This is a genomic window from Acinetobacter lwoffii (assembly GCF_022967985.1).
GTDB lineage: Bacteria > Pseudomonadota > Gammaproteobacteria > Pseudomonadales > Moraxellaceae > Acinetobacter.
Map to the genome: position 1 here is coordinate 16500 of NZ_JALJVC010000019.1, position 23512 is coordinate 40011.

17 protein-coding genes, 1 tRNA gene and 1 pseudogene are annotated in these 23512 nt (G+C 45.1%); 10 read left to right on the top strand and 9 right to left on the bottom strand.

Annotated elements, in window-relative coordinates; all coding sequences use genetic code 11:
* Positions 1-43 precede the first annotated feature (43 nt).
* Both MWG72_RS11570 and MWG72_RS11575 read right to left on the bottom strand, forming a co-directional pair.
* Positions 44-1036: a DUF2804 domain-containing protein gene (locus MWG72_RS11570; protein WP_191112605.1), complete on the bottom strand. Its 993-nt coding sequence runs from the start codon at positions 1034-1036 to the stop codon at positions 44-46.
* A gap of 137 nt (positions 1037-1173) precedes the next feature.
* Positions 1174-1683: a DUF1543 domain-containing protein gene (locus MWG72_RS11575; RefSeq protein WP_247144095.1), complete on the bottom strand. Its 510-nt coding sequence runs from the start codon at positions 1681-1683 to the stop codon at positions 1174-1176.
* 484 nt (positions 1684-2167) lie between these two features.
* On the opposite strand from MWG72_RS11575, the gene MWG72_RS11580 reads away from it, so the two are divergent.
* Positions 2168-4399 (top strand): NADP-dependent isocitrate dehydrogenase, encoded by a 2232-nt coding sequence (locus MWG72_RS11580; protein WP_247144096.1) that lies wholly within the window; start codon positions 2168-2170, stop codon positions 4397-4399.
* Between the two features lie 69 nt (positions 4400-4468).
* On the opposite strand, the gene MWG72_RS11585 is transcribed toward MWG72_RS11580, so the two are convergent.
* Complete coding sequence (locus tag MWG72_RS11585) at positions 4469-5284, bottom strand: TIR domain-containing protein (RefSeq protein WP_180038932.1); 816 nt, start codon at positions 5282-5284, stop codon at positions 4469-4471.
* 140 nt (positions 5285-5424) lie between these two features.
* Positions 5425-5511 (bottom strand) — tRNA-Leu (locus MWG72_RS11590).
* A gap of 167 nt (positions 5512-5678) precedes the next feature.
* Between MWG72_RS11590 and queA the strand changes: the two genes are divergently transcribed.
* The 8 genes and pseudogenes from queA to secF all read left to right on the top strand — a co-directional run bounded on the left by queA (position 5679) and on the right by secF (position 13934).
* On the top strand, positions 5679-6713 hold the full coding sequence (gene queA / locus MWG72_RS11595; protein ID WP_005106092.1) for a tRNA preQ1(34) S-adenosylmethionine ribosyltransferase-isomerase QueA: 1035 nt from the start codon (positions 5679-5681) through the stop codon (positions 6711-6713).
* A 16-nt stretch (positions 6714-6729) separates the two neighbouring features.
* The gene (locus MWG72_RS11600) at positions 6730-7758 is read left to right on the top strand and encodes a hypothetical protein (protein WP_247144097.1); all 1029 of its coding nucleotides are present in this window, start codon (positions 6730-6732) and stop codon (positions 7756-7758) included.
* Positions 7759-7807: 49 nt separating this feature from the next.
* Complete coding sequence (locus MWG72_RS11605) at positions 7808-8377, top strand: LemA family protein (protein ID WP_247144098.1); 570 nt, start codon at positions 7808-7810, stop codon at positions 8375-8377.
* A 113-nt stretch (positions 8378-8490) separates the two neighbouring features.
* Positions 8491-9310: pseudogene (locus MWG72_RS11610) on the top strand (DUF4303 domain-containing protein).
* A gap of 130 nt (positions 9311-9440) precedes the next feature.
* On the top strand, positions 9441-10571 hold the full coding sequence (tgt, locus tag MWG72_RS11615; RefSeq protein ID WP_005252828.1) for a tRNA guanosine(34) transglycosylase Tgt: 1131 nt from the start codon (positions 9441-9443) through the stop codon (positions 10569-10571).
* 100 nt (positions 10572-10671) lie between these two features.
* On the top strand, positions 10672-11001 hold the full coding sequence (gene yajC, locus MWG72_RS11620; protein ID WP_004645158.1) for a preprotein translocase subunit YajC: 330 nt from the start codon (positions 10672-10674) through the stop codon (positions 10999-11001).
* Positions 11002-11052: 51 nt separating this feature from the next.
* Complete coding sequence (gene secD / locus MWG72_RS11625) at positions 11053-12951, top strand: protein translocase subunit SecD (RefSeq protein WP_004733746.1); 1899 nt, start codon at positions 11053-11055, stop codon at positions 12949-12951.
* 8 nt (positions 12952-12959) lie between these two features.
* Positions 12960-13934: a protein translocase subunit SecF gene (gene secF / locus MWG72_RS11630; RefSeq protein WP_171066787.1), complete on the top strand. Its 975-nt coding sequence runs from the start codon at positions 12960-12962 to the stop codon at positions 13932-13934.
* A 24-nt stretch (positions 13935-13958) separates the two neighbouring features.
* On the opposite strand, the gene MWG72_RS11635 is transcribed toward secF, so the two are convergent.
* The 5 genes from MWG72_RS11635 to cysM all read right to left on the bottom strand — a co-directional run bounded on the left by MWG72_RS11635 (position 13959) and on the right by cysM (position 20246).
* Entirely contained in the window at positions 13959-14642 is a 684-nt protein-coding gene (locus MWG72_RS11635) for a hypothetical protein (RefSeq protein WP_247144099.1), read from the bottom strand.
* 100 nt (positions 14643-14742) lie between these two features.
* Entirely contained in the window at positions 14743-17052 is a 2310-nt protein-coding gene (locus MWG72_RS11640; RefSeq protein ID WP_180038925.1) for a RelA/SpoT family protein, read from the bottom strand.
* Between the two features lie 32 nt (positions 17053-17084).
* Positions 17085-18473: a 23S rRNA (uracil(1939)-C(5))-methyltransferase RlmD gene (gene rlmD, locus MWG72_RS11645; protein ID WP_247144100.1), complete on the bottom strand. Its 1389-nt coding sequence runs from the start codon at positions 18471-18473 to the stop codon at positions 17085-17087.
* Between the two features lie 6 nt (positions 18474-18479).
* On the bottom strand, positions 18480-19298 hold the full coding sequence (locus MWG72_RS11650) for a 3'-5' exonuclease (protein WP_247144101.1): 819 nt from the start codon (positions 19296-19298) through the stop codon (positions 18480-18482).
* An 18-nt stretch (positions 19299-19316) separates the two neighbouring features.
* The gene (cysM, locus tag MWG72_RS11655) at positions 19317-20246 is read right to left on the bottom strand and encodes a cysteine synthase CysM (protein WP_004281649.1); all 930 of its coding nucleotides are present in this window, start codon (positions 20244-20246) and stop codon (positions 19317-19319) included.
* A 362-nt stretch (positions 20247-20608) separates the two neighbouring features.
* Here cysM and MWG72_RS11660 point away from each other — a divergent pair, with 362 nt between their 5' ends.
* Complete coding sequence (locus tag MWG72_RS11660) at positions 20609-23416, top strand: GacS-like sensor histidine kinase (RefSeq protein WP_005106081.1); 2808 nt, start codon at positions 20609-20611, stop codon at positions 23414-23416.
* Positions 23417-23512: the final 96 nt, after the last annotated feature.

Genomic DNA, 23512 nt, shown 5'->3' on the forward strand with positions numbered 1-23512 from the left:
TCAAAATTGAAGGCTTTTAAATTAGGTCTTATGTCCTGCACTTTTACCATTTGGCATAATGCTGTTCAAGCAAGGCATATTCATTTAGTAAAATAATTTCCTGATCATCCTGCTGAATCGTTCCGGAAACCTTGGCTTGCCACTGACTAAACTGGCTCCCGACCAGACGCAGGTTCAGATTTTCATAACGGCGCCAGCCTGTGCTGACCATCAGATTCAATCTTTCATCCAGCGACTGAATCGTCCATTGGTTTTCCGATTCCTGTTGAAACAGCACATCGGCCAGTGGATAAATTTTTCCATTGACCCATAGACAGTTCTCGTTGCCAAAACTTTCATTCACGCCCGAAGCCAGATTAAGCCCAATCCGGTTATGGTTCACATCCCAGAAATTACAGGACAGCCAGAACCAGGCGGTTTCCGGGCGTAAAAAGCCACACGTATCATCTAATGAGGCAAAGCTGCGTTCATTAAACTGGATGGTTTGCCCCTGCTTGTTAATGAAAAAGCCTTCACAGCCCAAAGTGGTCAGTTTCTGGGTATAGGTCCAGCCGTTGATGCCAGTCGGACTGCACATACTCAGCGGGTCTGTGCCAGCACAAAAAATCCGGGCACTGAGTTTAATCTCGCCATATTTGCTGACGTTGATATAACGCACGCCGTTGGCATGCTGGATATCGATCTGAAAAGGTGACTTGTGAAAATAACTATGATTAAACAGCGGCTGTTCATCCAGCACAGTGTTGCGTGACAGGAAATTAATCGCATTCCATTCCAGCACTTCATTGCTCATATGGTTATAGACATAGACAAAACCATGCCCTGCCCATGCAATATCGGCAATCGCCAGTCCAATCGTATAATGCTCGTGCTGAATACTACAGAATTTGAATTTTTTATATTTTAGATGCTTACGCCAGCCTGACAGCACATGACCATAAGGATTTTTGTATTGATATGCCTGATAGTCAATACTTTTTGGAAGCTCCTTGAAACGTCCATAACGTGGTTGTCCATTTGCCTGAATTAAATCCATTTAAGACATTCCATCTCAGTCAAAACTGTTTTTCCTTGGCAGTATTATGCCAATTATTAAATTTTGATAAAGAGATTTTTTAAACCGCTTATCGAATCATCAAGCCAGCCGCAAGTTTAATTCAATCGCAAACTGCTTTAAATCGTGAGATAGGTATTTTCCCAGCGATTGCCGCTAAAACTACCCTCTAGCAGTTGGACGTAGTGGCCATAAACCTGATCGATGGCAATACAGTCATCTACATCCAGCACGCGGTCGGTATGCTGTTTTTGCCAGTGCCCGGCGAAGTAAGCTTTACCGCGCTGTTTAGCGACCATAGCATTCTGCGCAACCACCAACACATAACGATGTAACTCACCAAACTCACGTGGATCATAACCACCCAGATTAATCAGCCAAAGTTTTTCATCGGATTGCTGTGGCTGTGCATCAGTAAATTGCAGCACATAGGACTTGCCCTCGAACTCTAGCCCGTTGATTTGCGCCCAGGCATCAATATGCAAGCCTTTCTGTTCCGCAAACCAGGCATTTTTTAATTGCGGATAGGTATCTTCCAGACTCTCCCCCACAGCCAAAACCACATCATGAACTTCTGTATTGGCACGGGCATGACGACCACCGAGCATTACAATAAACAGGCTGGGCATTACATTTCCTTGTTAGTGTCAATCTTTAAGATCATTTCATTAATGCTTGCCAGTATAGCGCAAAGCTATTCCATGATGATGTAGCCATCTGCCAAGGACAAATTTGCATCATCAGCCTGACTGAATTTGCGCAAAACAGCATGAAGTCATTCGGTACCGATATACATCTCGAGGATCAGTTTAAGTCTATGTCGGACTCAAAAAACCATTTTCAGTGAATACAATTGGCTAGCGAATCATTTCCGATCATTTTCATCAGGATTTACAGCAGAAGATGATTATTTTTTTGTACAAAATATAAACACGGCTAAACCATACAAATCTGTACAAATTTTCACCCAAATTTCAATCTAAAGGCATATTTCGTTGACTGAAATGCGCTGAAAGACGATACTCTCAATGTTTTTATTTAAGCAAATCGGTTCAAAGAGGCTGGGCCAAAAGTTCGGTCCTCAGAAACTCAATCCAACGCAAGGGGCTATATATGGCTGGTGGAAAGTCAACTATCATTTACACACTGACCGACGAGGCGCCATTACTGGCGACTTATTCTCTGCTGCCGATCATTGAGACCTTTACTAAGCCAGCTGGCGTTGAGATCGTCAAAAGTGACATCTCTGTAGCTGTGCGCGTGCTCTCCGAATTTACAGATTACCTAAGCGAAGAGCAAAAGGTGCCTGACACTCTAGCTGAGCTAGGTCGTCTTACACAAGATCCAGACACGAACATTATCAAACTCCCAAATATCAGTGCTTCTGTTGGCCAGCTAACAGCGTGTATCAAGGAACTTCAGTCTAAAGGCTATGCAATCCCTGACTATCCTGAAAACCCGACCACTGAAGAAGAAAAAGCAATCAAGGCACGTTATAGCAAATGTCTTGGTTCAGCAGTAAACCCTGTTCTACGTGAAGGTAACTCAGATCGTCGTGCACCTGCTGCCGTTAAAAACTACGTGAAAAAACACCCTCATTCTATGAGCGAGTGGAAACAGTGGTCTCAAACTCACGTTTCACACATGGACGAAGGTGACTTCTACCACGGCGAAAAGTCAATGACTTTAGACCGCGCACGTGATGTGAAAATGGAATTGATCACCAAGTCTGGTGAAACCATTGTTCTTAAGCCAAAAGTTGCGCTTCAAGACGGCGAAATCATCGACTCAATGTTCATGAGCAAGAAAGCACTTTGCGACTTCTACGAGAAAGAACTTGAAGACTGTCGTGAAGCAGGCATTCTGTTCTCTTTACACGTTAAAGCAACCATGATGAAGGTGTCTCACCCAATCGTCTTTGGTCACTGTGTAAGAATCTACTACAAAGAAGCATTCGAAAAACATGGCAAGCTTTTTGATGAGCTTGGCATTAATGTCAATAACGGTATGGCCGGTCTTTACGAGAAAATCGAGACGCTTCCGACTTCTCAACGTGAAGAAATCATCCGTGACCTGCACGCTTGTCAAGAACACCGTCCAGCACTGGCGATGGTTGATTCAGCAAAAGGCATCACTAACTTCCACTCTCCTAACGACGTCATTGTAGATGCTTCTATGCCTGCCATGATCCGTGGTGGCGGTAAAATGTGGGGCGCTGATGGCAAACCTTACGACTGTAAAGCAGTCATGCCTGAATCTACATTCGCGCGTATTTACCAGGAAATGATCAATTTCTGTAAGTGGAATGGTAATTTTGATCCAAAAACCATGGGTACTGTACCGAACGTTGGTTTGATGGCACAAAAAGCTGAAGAATACGGTTCACATGACAAGACTTTCGAGATCTCTGAAGCCGGTGTTGCAAACATCGTTGATCTTGAAACTGGTGAAGTGTTGATGTCACAAAACGTGGAAGAAGGCGATATCTGGCGTATGTGTCAGGTGAAAGACGCACCGATCCGCGACTGGGTAAAACTTGCAGTTACTCGTGCACGCAACTCTGGCATGCCGGCAATCTTCTGGCTTGACCCGTACCGTCCACACGAAAACGAACTCATCAAGAAAGTTGAAAAATACCTGAAAGATCATGACACCACTGGTCTTGACATCCAGATCATGTCACAAGTACGTGCAATGCGTTATACGCTTGAACGTGTTGCTCGCGGTCTAGATACTATTTCTGTAACAGGTAACATCCTGCGTGACTACCTGACTGACTTGTTCCCGATCATGGAATTGGGTACATCTGCGAAAATGTTGTCAATCGTGCCATTAATGGCAGGTGGTGGCATGTACGAAACAGGTGCAGGCGGTTCTGCTCCTAAGCACGTACAGCAGTTAGTTGAAGAAAACCACTTACGTTGGGATTCACTCGGTGAATTCATGGCGTTGGCGGTATCTTTAGAAGAAATGGGTATTAAAGAAGGCAATGACGACATCAAGTTACTTGCTAAAACTTTAGACCAAGCGACTGGTAAATTGCTAGATAACGACAAGTCTCCTTCTCGTCGTACTGGCGAATTGGACAACCGTGGTAGCCATTTCTACCTGGCGAAATTCTGGGCTGAAGCTTTGGCTGCTCAAGACGAAAATGCTGAATTGAAAGCGAAATTTGCACCACTTGCAAAAACTTTAGCTGAAAATGAAGATAAAATCGTTGCTGAGCTTGCAGAAGTTCAAGGCAAATCAGTAGACATCGGCGGTTACTACGCAGTTGATCAAGAAAAAGTAAATGCAGTAATGCGTCCAAGTGCAACTTTGAATGCAGCGCTTGAAACGATCTAAGCTTTTAAGAACTAACTGAGTCAGTGATGTAGAAAAACCGGCGTCTAGGCGCCGGTTTTTTTAATGTGTTTAAAATAATTTATTAAAATCTACCTCGTAACCAAGGGATTTAATTTCTTTGGCAAGTTGAATTTCCCAGCCATTATCAGACATGTAAACCATTCCACTGATATCTCCTGGAAGTTCAATATTATGATCAACAACTAATGGAATTACTTTATCACGTCCTAACTTTCCAATTAAAAGACCGTGTTCAAATACAACATTTTGTCTCGCTCGCAGTTTTAGATTAGCCTGCTTAGAAACTGCCTCACCAACATCATCTGGCGTATATAGCACAATACCAAATCCAACATCGATAAATTTTTCTAATTTTTCAATAATAGTTTTCCCACTACTAGCTTGCTCATGCAAGATAATAGCCTCAAAACCTATTTTTTCTAAGAAGCGTGCTGTCTCAAGCTTTTTAGCTTTATCATGACCATGAACAATAAAAGCTTTTCTTAATGGTGTATTCGAATTTGTATCAGATTTACTAAGTTTGACTTTTGATTTACTAGAATCATCAGCTAGTACTTCATCATTCTCAATATCCATAATTAGAGAATCAATAAAGGAGATTGAGGGTTTATACTCGTCCTCCATAAATTGCTTAATTGGATCATGATAACCAACCATCACTAGAGGATGAAGTTTTGAGTGTAATTTACTAGTATAAGCAGGAAAATATTTTTCTAAAAATTTTTGTATTGCTCTTTCCCATGATTTAAATCTTTCCCGCCCATACTCCCTGCCTTTCTCTTTATAAGCACTATATACTTCTTCGCTAAGCCTATTTTTAAATTCATTTAATTTTTGAATCAATTCGATTTTCTCTACGGTCATACTTAACTCTTTAATTTAAGCTTGATAATTGTTTTATTAAATTAGTGATAACAGTTTCTTCATTATAAACTAGTTGTTATATTTTTCATTAGACAATAAAAAACCCCAAGACTGAATGCGCTTGGGGTTTTCTAGAATTTTGGTCCCGAGGGTCGGACTCGAACCGACACGTCATCTCTGACAGCGGATTTTGAGTCCGCCGCGTCTACCAATTTCACCACCTCGGGAGTGGATGAAAGGTATAATACGCGATTTCTCAGCACTGTCAACGCAGAATATTTTCATTTGTTTATTTTTAAAACAAATCGCATTTTTTCGTTTTAAAATCGAGCAATTCCCGCCATAAAAAAGAAAAAAGTTTATACTAGCCGCAGTTTTTTTAGCGTAAATCATCATGCAACTTTCTGATTTTAATTTTGATCTCCCCGATGAGCTGATTGCTCGCTACCCACTGGAAACACGCAGTGCCTCTCGCCTGTTGCACCTCGATGCCCAAGGTCAATATCATGACCATCAATTTACCGATATTCTGGATTTACTTGAAGACGGCGACTTGTTGGTATTAAACGACACCAAAGTCATGAAGGCCCGTTTAAAAGGTAAACGTGCTTCAGGCGGTGCGGTAGAAGTGCTGGTTGAGCGTATGCAAGATCGCTTTATTGCCTATTGTCATATTAAGGCCAGCAACACTCCGAAAGCCGGTGCAGAACTTTTTATTGGCCCGGATGCAGTGAAAGTGACCGTACAAGGCCGTCATGAAAATCTGTTTATTGTAGAATTTTCACAACCAATTCTCGATGTGCTGGATCAATACGGCGCCTTGCCGATTCCGCCTTATTTCAACCGTGAAGCGGAAGAGATTGATACTGAACGTTATCAAACCGTGTTTAATGACCCAACCAAACTGGCCAGCGTTGCAGCACCTACTGCCAGCCTGCATTTTGATGCCGATCTGTTGGCAAAATTGGAAGCCAAAGGGATTCAAAAAACTTTTGTGACCCTACATGTTGGTGCAGGTACTTTCCTGCCAGTGCGTACCGATGATATTCAAAATCACATCATGCACAGCGAATGGTGCGACGTCCCTGAAACTGCGGTCGAGATGATTCGTCAGACTAAAGCCCGCGGTAATAAAGTCATTTCTGTAGGCACGACTGCCACCCGTGCAGTCGAAAGTGCAGCACAAGCACATAACGGTGAACTGGCAGCCTGGACAGGTGATACCCAGATTTTCATCTATCCGGGTTATCAGTTTAAAGTGGTCGATCGTTTGATCACTAACTTCCATTTACCAGAATCGACCCTGTTAATGCTTGTGTCTGCCTTGTCCAATCGTGACAATATTCTCAATGCTTATAAGCATGCAGTAGACAGCCAGTATCGCTTCTTCAGTTATGGCGATGCCATGCTGATTGATCAGGCGAAATAAGCGAGAACCATTGCCCATGCCGATCGAGTCTGTACAACAGTCCATTCATATTCGCCGCAAGAAAAATGCAGTGGTGTTTCAAAATATCGCTCGGCTTTGGGATCTGGGTCAACAGGCCAAAACGCATCAGCAATTGCTGGATGGGCTGCATCCCTGGAATGGCCCGATTACGCTCAAGTTTGAAAATAACCTGCCGCTTGCGCTTGCCGGAATTGGGCTTTTTCTGATTGGCAGCATTTTTATTGCGCCGGGAAATATCTGGATTCAGGGCAGTTTTTTCCTCGGCTGTCTCTGCATCTTCTGGGCCTATATTTGCTATGAACAGCAGCAGCCCTTAGAGGAAGTCATTGCTTTTCTGGAAGAACAGGCATTGGCCAAGAAATATCAGCTTGCCTTTCAAAAACAGCCACAGCATATTTCCATGCCTCTTAATCCCCTGCACTTTATCCGGCATTTAAAACAATTATTTCCAGTATTCAATCAAGGTTCGTTGAGTAATGAAATTCAACGTTATGCCAGCACGGTCTGGGAAGACGAAAATGGCCAGCAACATCAGGTACTACTCTTCCAATACCACTATATTGATGAAGTGCAGGCCCGAAACAAGGAAGGTCAGCCAGTCAAACTGATGCAGGTCCATAAAGACCTGTGGGGCGTGTTTGTTTTTGATATCCAGATTCAGGGACTGGCCGTTACGACTTCCAGAAAGAAATTTTATTATCCTTATAGCCATCCCTGGCACAGCAGCGATATTCGCACCAACCAGAGATTAAGCTTTTATGGCAGTGATCCGCTGCAAACTGCCAAATTACTCAGTCCGGGTTTTGTGCTGCGACTGGCCGACTTTTTTGAACAGCGTCAGGGTGATTTACTGTTTCACCCAGAAAATAAGATGCTGTGCTATCTAGGGCCCCATGATTTATTTCAGGTATCGAGCAAGCAGCAGAATATTAGCGATATTTCCACATTGCGCGGCCACCTGAGAACGTTTAAATTAAAACAGCTCGAAAACTTACAACATGATCTGCTGCAGTTTTTAAAATAAATTTTTCGCATCATTTTTAAAATATAGATATAGCTTGGGGAGATCTCGGATGGGATTTTTGATTTTATGTTTGATCATCGTTGCGCTGATTGTCGCGATTATCATGATCCGCAACAGTATTGTCCGTCATCACAACGCCACGATTCGCGCCTGGTCAGATGTCGCCAGTTATGAACGGCAAAAACTGAAAATTCTGGATGGGCTACAACCGCTGGTCGAGCAATACTCGAGTTTCGAAAAAGGCACCCTGGAAAAAGTTACCGAACTGCGTCAGAACATCATGAATCTGAATATTAAGGATGCCGATATTGGGCAGTTACAGCGCATTGAAAGCCTGAATAAGCAGTTGATGCATAGCCTGAATGTGGTGATTGAAAATTATCCGGAACTGAAAGCCAATGACATCTATCTGAAAATGATGGCTGAAATTGAAGAACAGAATGAAAATGTCGGTGCTGCGATTACCATTTATAATCGTAATGTCGAGCTGTTTAATAATCAGATCCAGATTTTTCCGCACAACATCATTAACAATATGTTGCTCAGAAAAAAAGTGGTACGTCCATTCCGTGATCAAAGCGTGACCCAGAATTTTGATTACCGTCCGAACTTTCACTGAGTGAACAGCAAGATCTGATAAAATTTTGCATCCTTGGCGCATTAACTTATTATAAAAATAGCCAAGGATGCGGCTGTACCTATCTAAAACTTATAATATAAAGAATAAAAATTATGCTGGATTATTTAGAGCACTTGCAACAGACGCTGGTCGAGGAATTTTATCGGTTATACGACCATTATCAGGATGATCAAATCTATGCCTGTAGTCTGGTCTTTGACGAATTTTTACTGCTGGATGATCTGGCCATCTCGACTGAACGCAGTATTTTTAAAGATCCTGAAGATCCTCAGCAATATCTAGCGGAACAGGATCGCTGGAATGTCCAGAAATGGCGTTATCGGGCCCACACTTCGCCCGACTCAGGACTCACCCCCTTTAAAACCTTGCTGGCCGATTATTTTAAAACCTAGCACAGCTTTGGCCATCCGGTATTGACACAGCAAAAACAGCTGCACGCGACGCATCTGGATTTATTGCTGGATAGTTTTAAACAGGCCAAACATCGTCTTTCTGAGGCCTATGGTCTGGATCTGGATCGCATCCTGTTTTTCATGAGCCTGCCGCCCCAAGTCGCATTTGAATGCCAATCTGCACAGACACTTAATCCTGAGCATATTCATTTACAGGAATTTCTGGCATCCAGACAAACTACTCATTTACCTGCCATACAGAAACGCTTGAAACTCTCGCAAAACGACAAAGATATTCTGATTGATCTGGAGCAGATGCTGGTGATGGAGCCTTATGACTATCTACAAGTGGCGCAAGATGCCTATTTGCTGACTTTGGAATCCTATTTTGTCGATAGCAATATGTATATCCAGAAACTGATCCAGCATATCGCCGCAATGGCCTCTGAGCCGGGAAGATATTCAGCAGCGCTTGCAGCAGTTTTCTACACATCCGCCAATTTCCCCGGATGTTCCCTAGCTTCAGCGATAAATAAAATTACAGAGCGAATGCTCTACAATGCTGGCGTTTAGCGTAAGAATCAAGGAAAATAGCGCCCTTTAGCTATAACAATCAGCGAACTGTTTTTTCGCCTTGATGTGGAACTCCTATGAAGTTTGAAAAATTAGGTCAGTCGGGCCGTGCCCGTCGTGGTCGTTTAACGCTTGAACACGGTGTGGTGGAAACCCCGATGTTCATGCCTGTGGGTACGTATGGTACGGTCAAGGGCCTGTTGCCACGCGACATTAAAGAGATCAAATCTCAAGTCATTCTGGGCAATACTTTCCATTTGTATCTACGTCCAGGACTGGATGTGATTCGTGAACATGGCGGCCTGCACGGCTTTATGAAATGGAATAGTCCCATTTTGACCGATTCAGGTGGCTTCCAGGTCTTCAGTCTGGGCGCAATGCGTAAAATTAAAGAAGAAGGTGTGACCTTCCGCTCGCCAATCGATGGTTCAAAAGTATTTTTATCTCCTGAAATTTCAATGGATATTCAGCACACGCTGAATTCTGACATTGTAATGATTTTTGATGAATGTACCCCGTATCCTGCGACGCATGAAGAAGCGCAAAAATCTTTGCAACTATCTTTACGCTGGGCCAAACGCTGTAAAACCCAGCATCATGACGTACTGAAAAACCGCAATGCGCTATTCGGTATTATTCAAGGCGGCATGTATGAAGATTTACGTGATGAATCTTTAAAAGGCCTGCTAGAAATCGACTTTGATGGTTATGCGATTGGCGGTCTGTCCGTGGGCGAACCAAAAGAGGAAATGATCAAGGTCCTGGATTATCTTCCAGAAAAAATGCCTGCAGACAAACCGCGTTATTTGATGGGTGTCGGCAAGCCTGAAGATATTGTAGAAGCGGTGCGTCGTGGTGTCGATATGTTTGACTGCGTGATGCCAACCCGAAATGCACGTAACGGTCACTATTTTGTGACAGACGGCTTGGTGCGAATCCGTAACAGTAAATATCGTCATGACCAAAGCCCACTCGATCCGCATTGCGACTGCTATACCTGCCAGAACTTTACCCGTGCCTATTTATTCCATCTTGAGAAATGTGGGGAAATGCTCGGCTCTATGCTCGGTACGATTCATAATCTGCGCTATTACCTGCGTTTGACTGAAGCGATGCGTGATGCATTAGACAACGGTACATTTGACGAATTTGTTCATGACTTTTATGCCCGCCGTGGCCTGGAAGTGCCACCTTGTCCGCAAGATTAATCCATCAGCATTTGCGCTGAGGAAAAAGACAATGTAAATTGCAAGAATATGTCAATTTATTATCGAGTTGATCACCAGTTTTTTATTTTAGGAAAATGTAATGAGCCTTTTTATTTCGACTGCTCACGCTGCAGGTGAAGCTGCACAACAACCAAGCATGATGGCGAACCTTTTGATGATTGCTGTTTTTATTGCAATCTTCTATTTCTTGATCTGGCGTCCTCAATCTAAACGTGCCAAAGAACACCGTGCTTTGGTCGACAGCCTTGGCGTTGGCAGTGAAGTGGTATTTGCAGGCGGATTAATGGGCAAAATCACCAAGATTGAAGGTGACTTCGCAGTGGTTGAATTGAGCCGTGGTGTAGAAGTCAAAGTTCAACGTGCAAGTGTGATTTCAGTCCTCCCTGAAGGCACTTTAAATAACCTTTAATCAAAAATAGTCGTGCCCTCGCACGACTTTTTCATTTTAAGAAGAAAACGAATGCGTTACCCAGCATGGAAATATGTACTGATCCTGGTTGTCCTGGTGATCAGTACTTTATATGCCCTGCCAAGTTTGTATCCAGATGAACCTGCTGTACAGATTTCGGGTGCCAAAGCCGGTACTCAAATTGATGCAAGCATCGTACAAAAAGCAGAGCAAATTTTAAAAACTGAAAATATTGCCACCCATGACAATAGCTTTGGCAACAATGCAGCTTTATTACGTGTAGATTCAAGTGAATCGCAGCTTAAAGCTAAAGAGGCTTTACGTCGTGGTTTAGGTGATGATTACGTGGTTGCATTGAACCTTGCCCCGACCACCCCAGAATGGCTGCAAAAAATTGGTGCCAAACCAATGAAGCTCGGCCTGGATTTACGTGGTGGTGTTCACTTCTTGCTTGAAGTGGATATGGACAAGGCCATTTCCCAGCGCATGGAAACCTCTGCGACGGATCTACGTCGTCAGTTGCGTGATAACAACCTGAAATTTAATAGCCTGAATTTAAGCAACAACACCATTGTGATGCAGTTTGCCAACAATGATGATCGTTCTGCAACGATGGACTTCTTGCGCCGTAATGGCAATGAGTTTACCCAGCAGGCTGTTGCGACCGAGACCGGTTCGACCTTACGTCTAAACTATACTGATGTGCGTAAGCAAGAAATTGAATCTTATGCTGTCAATCAGAACTTGACCACTTTACGTAACCGTATTAACGAGTTAGGTGTGGCAGAAGCACTGGTTCAAACTCAGGGCAGCAACCGTATTGTGGTTGAGCTTCCTGGTGTGCAGGATACCGCTGAAGCGAAACGTGTCTTAGGTCGTACCGCGAACCTCGAGTTCCGTCTGGTGTCTGACCTGAATGATCAATATATTGATCCATATACCGGTCAGGCAACGGGTGCATTGCCACCAGGCACAGAAGTCTTTGCTTATGAGTCACTGGACAGTGGTCGTCAGCTCCTCTTGAACCGTAACCGTATCTTAACCGGTGAACGTGTTCAGAATGCATCAAGTGGCTTTAGCCAAGACACAGGCGGTGCTGAAGTTAACATTACCTTGGACAGCGCAGGCGGCAAACTGATGTCGGATGCCACCCGTAATGCGGTCGGCAAACGTATGGCCGTCTTGTTCATCGAGAACAAGCAGCGCATTAATTATGTGGAAGACCCTGCGACCGGCACTCAGACTGAAGTTCGTACCCCGTATACTGAATCTGTAGTCATTAACGCTGCAACCATTCAGGCAGTACTGGGTTCTCAGTTCCGTATTACTGGCCTGGACTCGCCGCAAGAAGCTGCTGAACTTGCCTTGATGCTGCGTGCAGGTGCGTTGGCTGCGCCAATGTATTTTGTTGAAGAACGTGTAATTGGTCCAAGTCTGGGTCAAGAAAACATCGATAAAGGTGTACTTTCAACTCAGATCGGTTTCCTTCTGGTCGCCATCTGGATGGTGGTATTCTTCCGTCTGTTTGGTGTGATTGCCAACTTTGCCTTGGTCTTTAACCTGGCGATGATTCTGACAGTCATGTCTTGGATTGGCGCTTCCCTTACCCTTCCGGGTATTGCCGGTATCGTCATTACCATCGGTATGGCGGTCGATGCCAACGTACTGATCTGTGAACGAATACGGGAAGAAATGAAATGGGGAGCTTCGCCAAAACAGGCGATTGTGGCCGGTTATGATCGTGCCTATAACACCATTTTCGACTCGAACTTGACCACATTCCTGGTGGCGTTCATTCTGTTCGCGATTGGTACAGGTCCGATCAAAGGCTTTGCCGTAACCCTGATGATTGGTATTGTCTGCTCGATGTTTACTGCCATTACAGTAACGCGTGCCGTGGTACAGCTCATTTATGGCAAAAAACGTAACTTGAAAAAGTTGAGCATTTAAGGAGATCACTGATGACTGAAAATACTCAACTGAATCAAAAACAGTACGGTCGCCCGGAAGACGAACGCATTATTCCGTTTATGAAGATTGCGATGCCTGCGGCATTGTTTTCAATCCTCTTAACCGTTGCGAGTATCTTCTTTATTGCCACCAAAGGCCTGAACCTCGGTTTAGACTTTACCGGTGGTGTGGCAGCCGAATTAAACTATACCAATCCGGTCAAACCTGAAGATGTCTCCAAGGCATTGAACCAGGCAGGCTTTAATGATGCTGTGGTTCAGACTTTAGGTTCTGAACGTGACCTGATGGTGCGTATGCCGGTTCAGGAAGATATCGAAGCTGAAGACCTGACCAAAGCTGTTACAGCCGCAGTTCAACTGCCAAATAATGCGGCAGAAGTACCGAAGGTTGATGTCGTCGGTGGACAGGTCGGTAATGAGCTCTATGTCCGTTCTGGCGGTGCTGTGGCACTTGCGCTCCTGCTGATGCTGGTCTATGTCACCATCCGCTTTGAGGTCAAGCTGGCTATGGGTGCAGTATTGTCACTGTTCCATGATATCGTCGTTACCCTCGGGATTTTTGCGATGATGCAGTGGCCATTTGACCTCACTGTACTTGCGGCACTCCTTGCAATCATCGGTTTCTCACTGAATGATAATATCGTGGTCTCTGACCGTATCCGTGAGAACTTCCGTAAGATTCGTGGTGCAGAACCGGTCGAAATCATTAACATTGCCCTGACTGAAACCCTGCGTCGTACCATTCATACCTCTATGACCTTATTGCTCGTGGTGCTTGCCATGATGCTGATGGGTGGTGATGGTCTGAAATGGTTCTCGATCGCGATGTTTGTTGGTGTCTTTGTCGGGACCTATTCGTCGATCTATATTGGTACAGCCTTTGCCTTGTGGCGTGGTCTAAACCGTCAGGACTTTATTGTTCAGGTGAAGCCAGAATTTGAAGACGAGAACCAGATTCCATAATCTGTTCTGTTTCATGTTCATCGTTCAGCCCGTCTTATGATGGGCTGAATTATTTCTGCTGTTTGAATATGTGGCAGTGGGAATAATCGAAATGACTGGATGGATTTTCTCAATATCGGTTTTTTGAAAAATCACCTGTCGGTGTTCATCCAGGCTTTGGAATTCATAATGATCCTGAGCTTCGCTCACCAACTGCAAAATTAGCTGCAGGCCATTGACCAGATATATACAGAGCATGCATGAAATTGGCAACCCGGCCTGTTTGTCACAAATCAGCCACCAACCTGATTTTAAGCTGGGAAAATAATACGGCCCTGCTACCTGAATCGCATAATGCTGTGCTTGCAGATGAAAAATATCCTGATTGAATGAGAGCGCTGAATCCAGGGAGATAAGTGCAAATGCCTGCTGTTCTATTACCTGCATTTGAAACAGAGTACCTTGCGCTGGAACCGGAGCTAATTCAACTTTTGGTTCAGTCGACTGATCTAGAATGAGCACATCTAGACCCAGTTGTTGTTCCAACTCCCTTGCTGCTTTCTCGCCGATCTGGCGTTTGCTATTCAGCAATTGCGCAATATATGAGGCTGACAAGCCGAAATGTTCACAGATCTCTTTGCCGGTTTTAAATTGCTGCGTCTCGATCAGCAAATCAATCACCTTGGCCAGATTATTTCGTCTACGTTCAAATATTTCGGTCGCGCTCATTTTGGTTTGCTGGTCTATTTTTTATGCATGTGATTCAAATACCTTACAATAAAAAAGCCCGCAATTGAATTGCAGGCTTTTTAAACTTAGGTAACAGGAATTAAGTACCCTGTACCAGACGACGCGCGCTGATAATTCCCGGTTGCTGCTCAAGACGGGCCAGCAGCTTGGAAAGTTGTGCCAGACCTTTGACTTCAATCAGCAGCTTCATATTGGCAATACCATCCGCTTCCGAAATGGTATTCACCTGACGGATATTGATCTGATCCGAGAAAATCACTTGCGTGAGATCTTTGAGCAAACCGCGTCGATCATAAGCTTCCACCACAATCTGTACGCTCTGACCACGAGTCGGCTGCATTTCCCAATCGGCTTCTACCGCGCGCTCAGGCTCTTGGGTGATCATGCGCACATAGTCCGGACAGGCCACCTTATGAATGCTCACTCCACGATTCAGAGTGATATAGCCAGCGATCGATTCACCATGCACCGGTTGGCAACATTGCGCGACATGCAGTTCCACGTTATCTAAACCGTCGATCAGAATCCCGTGCGCTGACAGCGTATGACTGGCACGCGGGTTCAAGGCAGGTTTCAGCACCAGCTCAGGCTCGTCCTGATCCAGATGCATGTGACGGTTCACCTGATTAATCAGGGCATGCAGGCTGATATCACCATTGACCAGATTCACCAGAATGTCATCACCGGTTTTGACATTGAAGTGGTTGCAATAATCACTCAGATCAATCGATTTCGGATGAATTGCCAGACGTGACAATTCTTTGTTCAGTACTTCACGGCCGACTTCCAGGTTCTTGCTGCGATCCTGCTGACGGAACCAGTGACGCAGCTTGTCCCGCGCACGGGCAGTCTTGATATAACCTAATGAATTGACCAACCAGTCCCGATTCGGTTCCCGGTCTTTTTTGGTCAAAATCTCGACCTGCTCACCGGTTTTCAGGGTGTAAGTCAGCGGCACATAGCGCTGATTTACCCGTGCGGCATAGCACTTGTTCCCGACTTCGGTATGCACATGATACGCAAAGTCGAGTACGGTCGAATCACGCGGCAGCTCTTTGATATCACCATCACGGCTAAACACATAGATCTTTTCAAAACCTTCAAAATCTTGAATATGTTCAAAATTCTCTATTTCATCTTCAGATTCTTTATGTGCACTGGTTTCATTGCGCTCTTGATAATGCTCAAGTACCGCACGTAAGGAATGCAGACGATGGTTAAAGGAGCGATCTGTCGTTTTTGCACCTTCTTTATAATTAAAGTGTGAACACACCCCCAGTTCAGCTTCGTCATGCATTGCATGGGTACGAATCTGCACTTCAAGTGACTTATTCTCGGCAATCACTGCAGTATGTAAAGAACGATAACCATTGGCTTTCGGATTGGTAATATAGTCATCAAACTGATGCGGAATATGGCGCCAGATCTGATGCACAATACCTAAAGTGTGGTAACACTCCGGTACACTTTTCACCAGTACCCGTAAAGCACGAATATCATAGAGTTGGTCAAAGCTCAGGTTCTTGCTTTTCATTTTTCGATAAATCGAATAAATGTGTTTCACCCGGCCATTAATTTCAGCTTCGATACCATGTTCGGCCAATTCATTGCGTAATTTATCAATCACAAACTGAATATACTGTTCACGCTCCAGACGCTTTTCATTCAGTAAGGAAGCAATTTCTTTATAACGTTCCGGCGCAAGATAACGGAATGCCAGATCTTCCAGCTCCCATTTCAGCTGGGCAATGCCCAAGCGGTGTGCCAGTGGCGAGTAAATGGTCAGAATTTCTCGGGCCACCCGTTCCTGACGCTCACGCGAGGAATTGGCCAGTTCACGCAAGGCATAGGTACGTTCGGCCAGCTTGACCAGAACAACCCGTACATCTTCGGTGACCGAGATCAGCATTTTGTAAATGCCAGACAGATGTTCACGCTGGTTATTATTGAAATGATCTTCCAGGCGTTTATTTTTTTCGATCAGCTCAGACAGCTTACCCATGGCAAGCGTACCTTTGACCAGGCTATGCACCTGTTCGCCGAACTGTTCCAATACTTCACTGAGTGGCATGACGCCTTCACGAACAGCACGATACAGCATGGCTGCGGACAAAGTATCTTCATCGACATGCAGATGCGCCAGAATATCCGCCATCTCAATACCAGTATAAAAGGTATTGGAGCGGTGCTGAACCGTACTTTGCAGCTCTCTTTCTAATGTTAAGTGGGCGACTTCTTCGAGCTGCGTTAAAGGTGCGCCATCTAATATGCCACGAACCCGATCCAACCATTCAGTCAGATCCTGGTGTGCTTGTTCGGCATGTTCTACAGTCGTCTCCTGTGACAACTCATTGAGTCGTCCAGGGAGTTGCTCACGTACTGTGACCATACCCGTCTCCTACTTTTAAAAACATCATTTCTTTAATCGTTTATTTGATTTTCTTTTTCGAACAATGCGATTGATTCAACATGTCCAGTATGTGTAAACATATCCATCACGCCCGCTTGGGTGAGACGATAGCCCTGTTGTACCAAGAGTCCTGCATCTCTGGCGAGTGTCGCAGGATTACATGACACATAAACGATTCTTTTAGCTCCAAACTGAGGGATATAATGCATCACTTCTTCTGCCCCGGCACGTGGCGGGTCGATTAATAATGCATCAAAACCTTGATTTGCCCAAGTGTGGTGCGAGAAATCTTTGGTTAAATCTTGTGAATAGAACGATATTTGTGCAATACCATTGTTTTTGGCATTTTCCGCACCACGTCGAACCATTTCATCACTTCCCTCGACCGCAATCACCTGACCCGACGCACCAACACAGCGCGCAAGAGGTAAGGAAAAGTTTCCTAATCCACAAAAGAGATCCAGAACCCGTTCACCCTGTTGCAGTTGTAGCAAATCACATGCCAATCGTACCATTTGCGGATTGATGCTTGAATTTACCTGAGTAAAGTCCAGAGGATTAAAGCCGAATTTCACATCAAAGTCATCAAGACCATAGTGTAAGCGTGCAGATGCTTCTGTATCATCTATTCGCGAAAGCGTTTCTTTGCCGGCAGGCTGCAGATACAGTTGCCAGCCTTTCTGTAACGTAAATTCGCGCAATTGGTTGACATCATCGGCAGATAATTTTGCAGTTTCACGCACCAGCAGCGCAATGTCCTGATCCCCCATGGCCAATTCTATATGACCGATGTCGGCCTTACCATTCAGACCTTGCAGCAATTGTTTAAGACGTGTAACCGAGCCAAACTCGCGATCCAAGATCATACAGCGATCAATCGGTGTCAGTTTGTTGGACTGATTCTCACGAAAACCCACCACCAGCTGATCCTTGGAAGGTAGATAACGCACCCCAATCCGGGCTTTACGGCGATAATCTTCACGTTGTGAACGTAAAGACGGTAGCCATTGATCAGGCTGGATTCCAGCAAAATGCTGAAGATGCGATTTCAGCACATTCTGTTTCAGTTCAATCTGCGCATCCGCAGCAATATGCTGCATATTACAGCCACCACAAACGCCAAAATGCGGACACACCGGCTTCACGCGAATCTCGGAAGCGTCGCTCAACAATTCAAGACTGTCGGCTTCTTCGAGTTTCTTAACTTCTCGGGTAATACGGGCACGCACGGTTTCACCCGGCAAGGCATAACGGATAAAGACTTTCTTGCCATGTTTATGCTGCGGATGATCTGGATGTGAACCATAATGAGCGATGCCACGTCCCTCATGCGATAGTGACTCAACCTGAAAAATGTACTCGGGTTGCTGGATAGGACGTGCTTTTGCTCGATGTTTCATGAAAACCTAGGGTGTGGAGATGGGAAAATCAAATTGGGTAAATTCAGTTCGTTGCGAAGTCTCACGCCAAACTGATAAAAAGTCCGCATGCTGCGGTTGAGTATGCAAATATTGAATCGTGCTTTGCAGCAAATGCTGATAATCCGGCAGCAACAACTGGCCTTTTAACAGCAACCAGCGGATATACACCAGCCAGGTATTCAGGACATCACCTTCACAATAAGACGTTAGTTCGATCCATTGCTGATTGCGGACATATTCTGGAACCCGATAGGCTCCGTCACCGCGCTTGCCTGGATAGCCCAGCAAATGTGCCACATCATCCAGCTTCTGGAAATGACGGGCATGAAACATGGCCATCACATCCATCAGATCAACATGACGATGATGGTAACGATTCTGGTAGTTATTATAACGCTTTTGCGTATCAATTTCGCCTTGATCGAACAGACTCGGTGCAGAGAGCCCATGATACATAGCACGGTATAGAATTACTGGTAAATCAAACTGTGAGCCATTCCAACTCACTAGAGTCGGATGGCGCTTGTCAAAAATGGACAAGAATTTTTTCAAAATTTCTGCTTCAGAATGTTGTTCCCGGCTAAACGAAAACAGCTTCATGCCCTGCTCATCCATCCACAAACCGGAAATACAGACGATTTCATGCAGCGGTAAACGCTGAAAATCGGAGCCTGAATCCTGACGGCGTAATTTGGTCAGGGCCTGATCCAGATCTGCCTCGGGCAGGTCCAGACCAAACAGATGCGCGCCTGATTTGAGATCGGTTTGGGTTTCAATATCGAAAGTTAAAACAGGCAGGCGCATAAAACAGTGCTCAAATAATTATTCAGGATCTTGTACAGAGAATAACCCTGTAGACAAGTAACGGTCACCACGGTCACAGATAATACACACAATCACTGCATCCGGATGTTCTTCCGCCAGTTTAATCGAGGCCCACACTGCCCCACCAGAAGAGGTTCCGGCACTAATGCCTTCTTTCTGTGCCAGCTTACGCATGGTTTTTTCAGCTTCGATTTGTGGAATATCAATAATGCGATCGACTCGGCTGCGGTCGAAAATGGTTGGCAGATATTCTTCTGGCCAGCGACGGATTCCGGCAATGCTTGAACCATCAGATGGCTGTAAACCGACGATCTGAATATCAGGATTCATTTCTTTCAGGTATTTCGACACACCCATGATGGTGCCGGTGGTACCCATAGAACTAACAAAATGGGTAATTTTGCCACCGGTTTGCTGCCAGATTTCTGGACCCGTGGTCAGGTAATGCGCTTCGACATTGTCCGGATTTCCGAACTGATTCAGCACCAGACCCACACCATCATTCTGCATTTGAGCAGCAAGATCACGTGCACCTTCCATGCCCTGCTCTTTGGTTACTTCAATTAGCTCGGCACCATACGCACGCATCGCGTCCTTACGTTCCTGACTCATATTGTTCGGCATGATCAGCTTCATTTTATAGCCACGCATTGCTGCGACCATCGCCAATGCAATCCCCGTATTTCCGCTCGTTGCCTCAATCAGGGTGTCACCCGGTTTGATCTGCCCACGCTTCTCGGCCTGCATGATCATATTATAGGCCGGACGGTCTTTGACCGAACCTGCTGGGTTATTGCCTTCGAGTTTCGCGAGTACTGTAGCTTGAGTGTGACTTGCCAGACGCTGTAAACGCACCAGCGGCGTTTTGCCTACATAATGGTCTAACAAAAATTCATCTGCTTGAAAATCAGGGATGGTATTACTCATTATTTGCACCTATATCGAGGTGCGGCTATTGTATGAAAAAATGCTTTTCCCTGCACCCATTTAGCAAGGCTTTTTCAGAAAACTCACTAAAACTCACACACTATCAAGCCATAAACTACATTTCCCGATAATTTAGCCAGGTGAAGCAGCTCGCTAATGAAGATGAAAATACTATTTCAGTCTGGCACTTTTACAGATTGAAATTTCGTGCGTCTTAGTCTTGCTGTACCTGAGCAAAATTAACTGAAATCTCTTGTATTTTTAACTGCTAATCCGAAGCTTTATAAAAATTATGCTTAAATTTTAACTGTCGATTTAAAGCATGCTAATATGCCAGGCATAAAGAAAATACTGCTTAAATCATGTCAACGATCAACAAAAAGCTGTTTAAACGCCTACACTTAAATCATGCCTATGGACAGCTGATTGCGCTGATTTTTGTGCCGATTACCATTTTGGCCTGTGTCGGTGCCATGCTGGTGTTGACTGAGACCTCGAATGCCGCACGTGCCCAGCAGAAGCAGATGGCCATTGCGATTCTCACCCGTTTTCAAGGCACCTCAGAATATGCACTGGATATCTTGAATCTGTATCCATGGCAATATGACCAGGCTCACAACGCCATGCAGAACATGCTGAATGAAAAGCATCTGGTTCGGGCAGCAGTTCTGGATGAAAATGGCAAGAACCGTTTGGGCATTGGTTTTCAGGAACAGGCGCCTTGGCCAGAATTTGAGAAAAGCGGCAATTTTGTTGGTCCGATTCTGCATCAAGATAATCATATCTATGCCATTAAAGTGAATGAAAACACTTTTTCTACCGGCTGGCTGGCGATCGAACTGGATAACCAGCCGCTAGCAATTGCCCGTTACCGAGTACTGATCGTACTGATTGCGACCGGATTACTGACCTTATTATTGTTATTACTTTGCTTGAATTTCTACTCACGGCGCTGGATCGCCCCAATGTATGAGATTCGCATGCAATTGCAACGCCTGAATGCCGATACCCTCGGCCAGCATATGGTGATTAACAGCACCGGCGAGCTGCGTTTATTGCAACGTGATATCGCCAATGTGGTGAAACGTTTGCATTTCAGCTTTCTGGAACTGCGTGAACATACCGAACAGACCGAAGACGATTTACGCCGCACCCTCGACACTTTAGAAGTCCAGAATATTACCTATCGTCAGGCACGCGACCAGGCGATCTCGGCCAACCAGGCCAAGTCGGTGTTTCTGGCCAATATTTCCCATGAATTGCGCACCCCGCTGAACAGTATTGATGGTTTTATTCATCTGTTGTTACGTCAGGGCAATCTCAGCAACGAGCAGAGCCTGTATTTGCAGACCATTCGTAAGTCTTCGGCGCATTTGCTGGCACTGATCAATGATGTTCTGGATTTTTCCAAAATTGATGCCGGCAAACTGGAACTGGAAACGGCACCTTTTGATCTGGAAGAAGCGATTTTTGATGTGATGGACATGTTGTCACCTCTGGCAGCACAAAAACATATTGATATGGCCTTCTATTATGCAGATGGTGTGCCAAAACACATTATTGGTGATGCGCTACGATTTAAACAGATTCTGACCAACCTGATTTCCAATGCGATCAAATTCACTCCGGATGGAGAAATCATTGTCCGGGCACGCATGGAACATGATGGAATGGATCAGTGTGTGCTGCATTTTAGTGTACAGGATAGCGGCATTGGCCTGAGTGGTACCGACCGTAAAAAGCTGTTTGAGTCCTTCTCGCAGGGTGATACCTCGGTAACCCGTCAGTTTGGCGGTACCGGTCTTGGTCTGGCAATTTCCAAACAGCTGGTCAGCCTGATGCATGGCCAGATTGGCTTTGAAGACAATCAGGAACGTGCCCCAACCGAAAAAGGCTCGACCTTCTGGTTCACTGCCCAGTTCCTGGTCGATGAAGATACCGTGATTGAGCATCCTGATTTTAGCGAATTGACCGTGGTGTCTTATCTTGCACATCCGGCAACTGCGAATGTACTGCGGCATTATCTGGAAAATTATCAGGTCAAACACATTGAATGTGCATCGATTCTGGATCTGTTTAGCCGTCTGAATCATTTACAGAATAGCGAAAATACCTGGCTGATCGTCGATCATAGTGGTGACAGTGAGGTCTTGTTACGCGAAATCCGTTCACGTTATCAGGGTCATCTGGCTGTCTATGGTTATCAGATGCAGCTGGATCCAAGCATGCTCAACGACCATCGTGCCCGTGCCCTGCATCAGCCACTCAGCCGCAGCGCGCTGATTCAGTTACTCGGCAATCAGCCGGTCTTCGACCAGGAACAGCATGAAGAATTTAATGGTCAAGGCCTGCATATTCTGGCCGTGGATGATCATTTGCCGAACCTGATTGTTCTGGAAGCCTTACTGGGCGAACTCAATGTCACCACAACCAAAGCCCTCAGCGGGCAGGAAGCGATCGATATTATTCAGCGCCGTTATGAACAGGAACAGCCGGCATTTGATCTGGTCTTTATGGACATTCAGATGCCAGTCATGTCGGGGATCGATACCACCCGTGCTATTCGCTCGCTGGAATCAACTTTTGAAAATCATAGCCGTCTGCCGATTATTGCACTGACGGCACATGCGCTTTCTGATGAAAAACATAAACTGCTGCAAAACGGCATGGATGATTATGTCACCAAGCCGATCCAGATCGAGCAGATTATCCAAATTTTGACGCACTGGACTACCGAGCATTTTAAACGGATTCCGGTACTGGAACGCGCCAATGTGATTGATGCACTGGATCCAAATATTCTGGACTGGCAGCAAAGCCTGCAACTGGCAGCCAATAAAGAAGATCTGGCGGTAGACCTGTTACGCATGCTGGTGGACAGCTTTGCAGATGAACTCGATGAAATGCAGCAACTGATTGAACTGGAAGATTTTCCACAACTGGAACATGTGCTGCATCGTTTATATGGCGCGACCCGCTATGTCGGTGCACCGACTTTGCAGAAAGTCACCGGTGGCTTTGAACAGTTCGTTTCAACCCTGCGCAAAGAACGCCGCAAGGCCGATGAAAGCTTTGTTCAAGACGTGTTGAAATATTTTGATGAACTCAAAGCTGTAGTCGAACAGGTAGAACAGGCTGCCCAGCAAATTTTGAAGCAACATTTAAATTAAACCTCTGAAGCTGCTCAGTTCTTAACTTACTCAAGTGTGACTGAGCTGTCATGCAAGGCCAAAGGCTGCATGCTATGCTCAAGCCAGGAAAAGTAA

What these genes read in the sequence shown, in the direction of transcription:
- MWG72_RS11635 (WP_247144099.1), bottom strand. Translation starts at nt 14,642, where the DNA reads ATGAGCGCGACCGAAATATTTGAACGTAGACGAAATAATCTGGCCAAG.
- MWG72_RS11640 (WP_180038925.1), bottom strand. Translation starts at nt 17,052, where the DNA reads ATGGTCACAGTACGTGAGCAACTCCCTGGACGACTCAATGAGTTGTCA.
- queA (WP_005106092.1), top strand. Translation starts at nt 5,679, where the DNA reads ATGCAACTTTCTGATTTTAATTTTGATCTCCCCGATGAGCTGATTGCT.
- MWG72_RS11570 (WP_191112605.1), bottom strand. Translation starts at nt 1,036, where the DNA reads ATGGATTTAATTCAGGCAAATGGACAACCACGTTATGGACGTTTCAAG.
- MWG72_RS11580 (WP_247144096.1), top strand. Translation starts at nt 2,168, where the DNA reads ATGGCTGGTGGAAAGTCAACTATCATTTACACACTGACCGACGAGGCG.
- cysM (WP_004281649.1), bottom strand. Translation starts at nt 20,246, where the DNA reads ATGAGTAATACCATCCCTGATTTTCAAGCAGATGAATTTTTGTTAGAC.
- yajC (WP_004645158.1), top strand. Translation starts at nt 10,672, where the DNA reads ATGAGCCTTTTTATTTCGACTGCTCACGCTGCAGGTGAAGCTGCACAA.
- MWG72_RS11660 (WP_005106081.1), top strand. Translation starts at nt 20,609, where the DNA reads ATGTCAACGATCAACAAAAAGCTGTTTAAACGCCTACACTTAAATCAT.
- MWG72_RS11605 (WP_247144098.1), top strand. Translation starts at nt 7,808, where the DNA reads ATGGGATTTTTGATTTTATGTTTGATCATCGTTGCGCTGATTGTCGCG.
- tgt (WP_005252828.1), top strand. Translation starts at nt 9,441, where the DNA reads ATGAAGTTTGAAAAATTAGGTCAGTCGGGCCGTGCCCGTCGTGGTCGT.
- MWG72_RS11585 (WP_180038932.1), bottom strand. Translation starts at nt 5,284, where the DNA reads ATGACCGTAGAGAAAATCGAATTGATTCAAAAATTAAATGAATTTAAA.
- secD (WP_004733746.1), top strand. Translation starts at nt 11,053, where the DNA reads ATGCGTTACCCAGCATGGAAATATGTACTGATCCTGGTTGTCCTGGTG.
- MWG72_RS11575 (WP_247144095.1), bottom strand. Translation starts at nt 1,683, where the DNA reads ATGCCCAGCCTGTTTATTGTAATGCTCGGTGGTCGTCATGCCCGTGCC.
- MWG72_RS11650 (WP_247144101.1), bottom strand. Translation starts at nt 19,298, where the DNA reads ATGCGCCTGCCTGTTTTAACTTTCGATATTGAAACCCAAACCGATCTC.
- rlmD (WP_247144100.1), bottom strand. Translation starts at nt 18,473, where the DNA reads ATGAAACATCGAGCAAAAGCACGTCCTATCCAGCAACCCGAGTACATT.
- MWG72_RS11600 (WP_247144097.1), top strand. Translation starts at nt 6,730, where the DNA reads ATGCCGATCGAGTCTGTACAACAGTCCATTCATATTCGCCGCAAGAAA.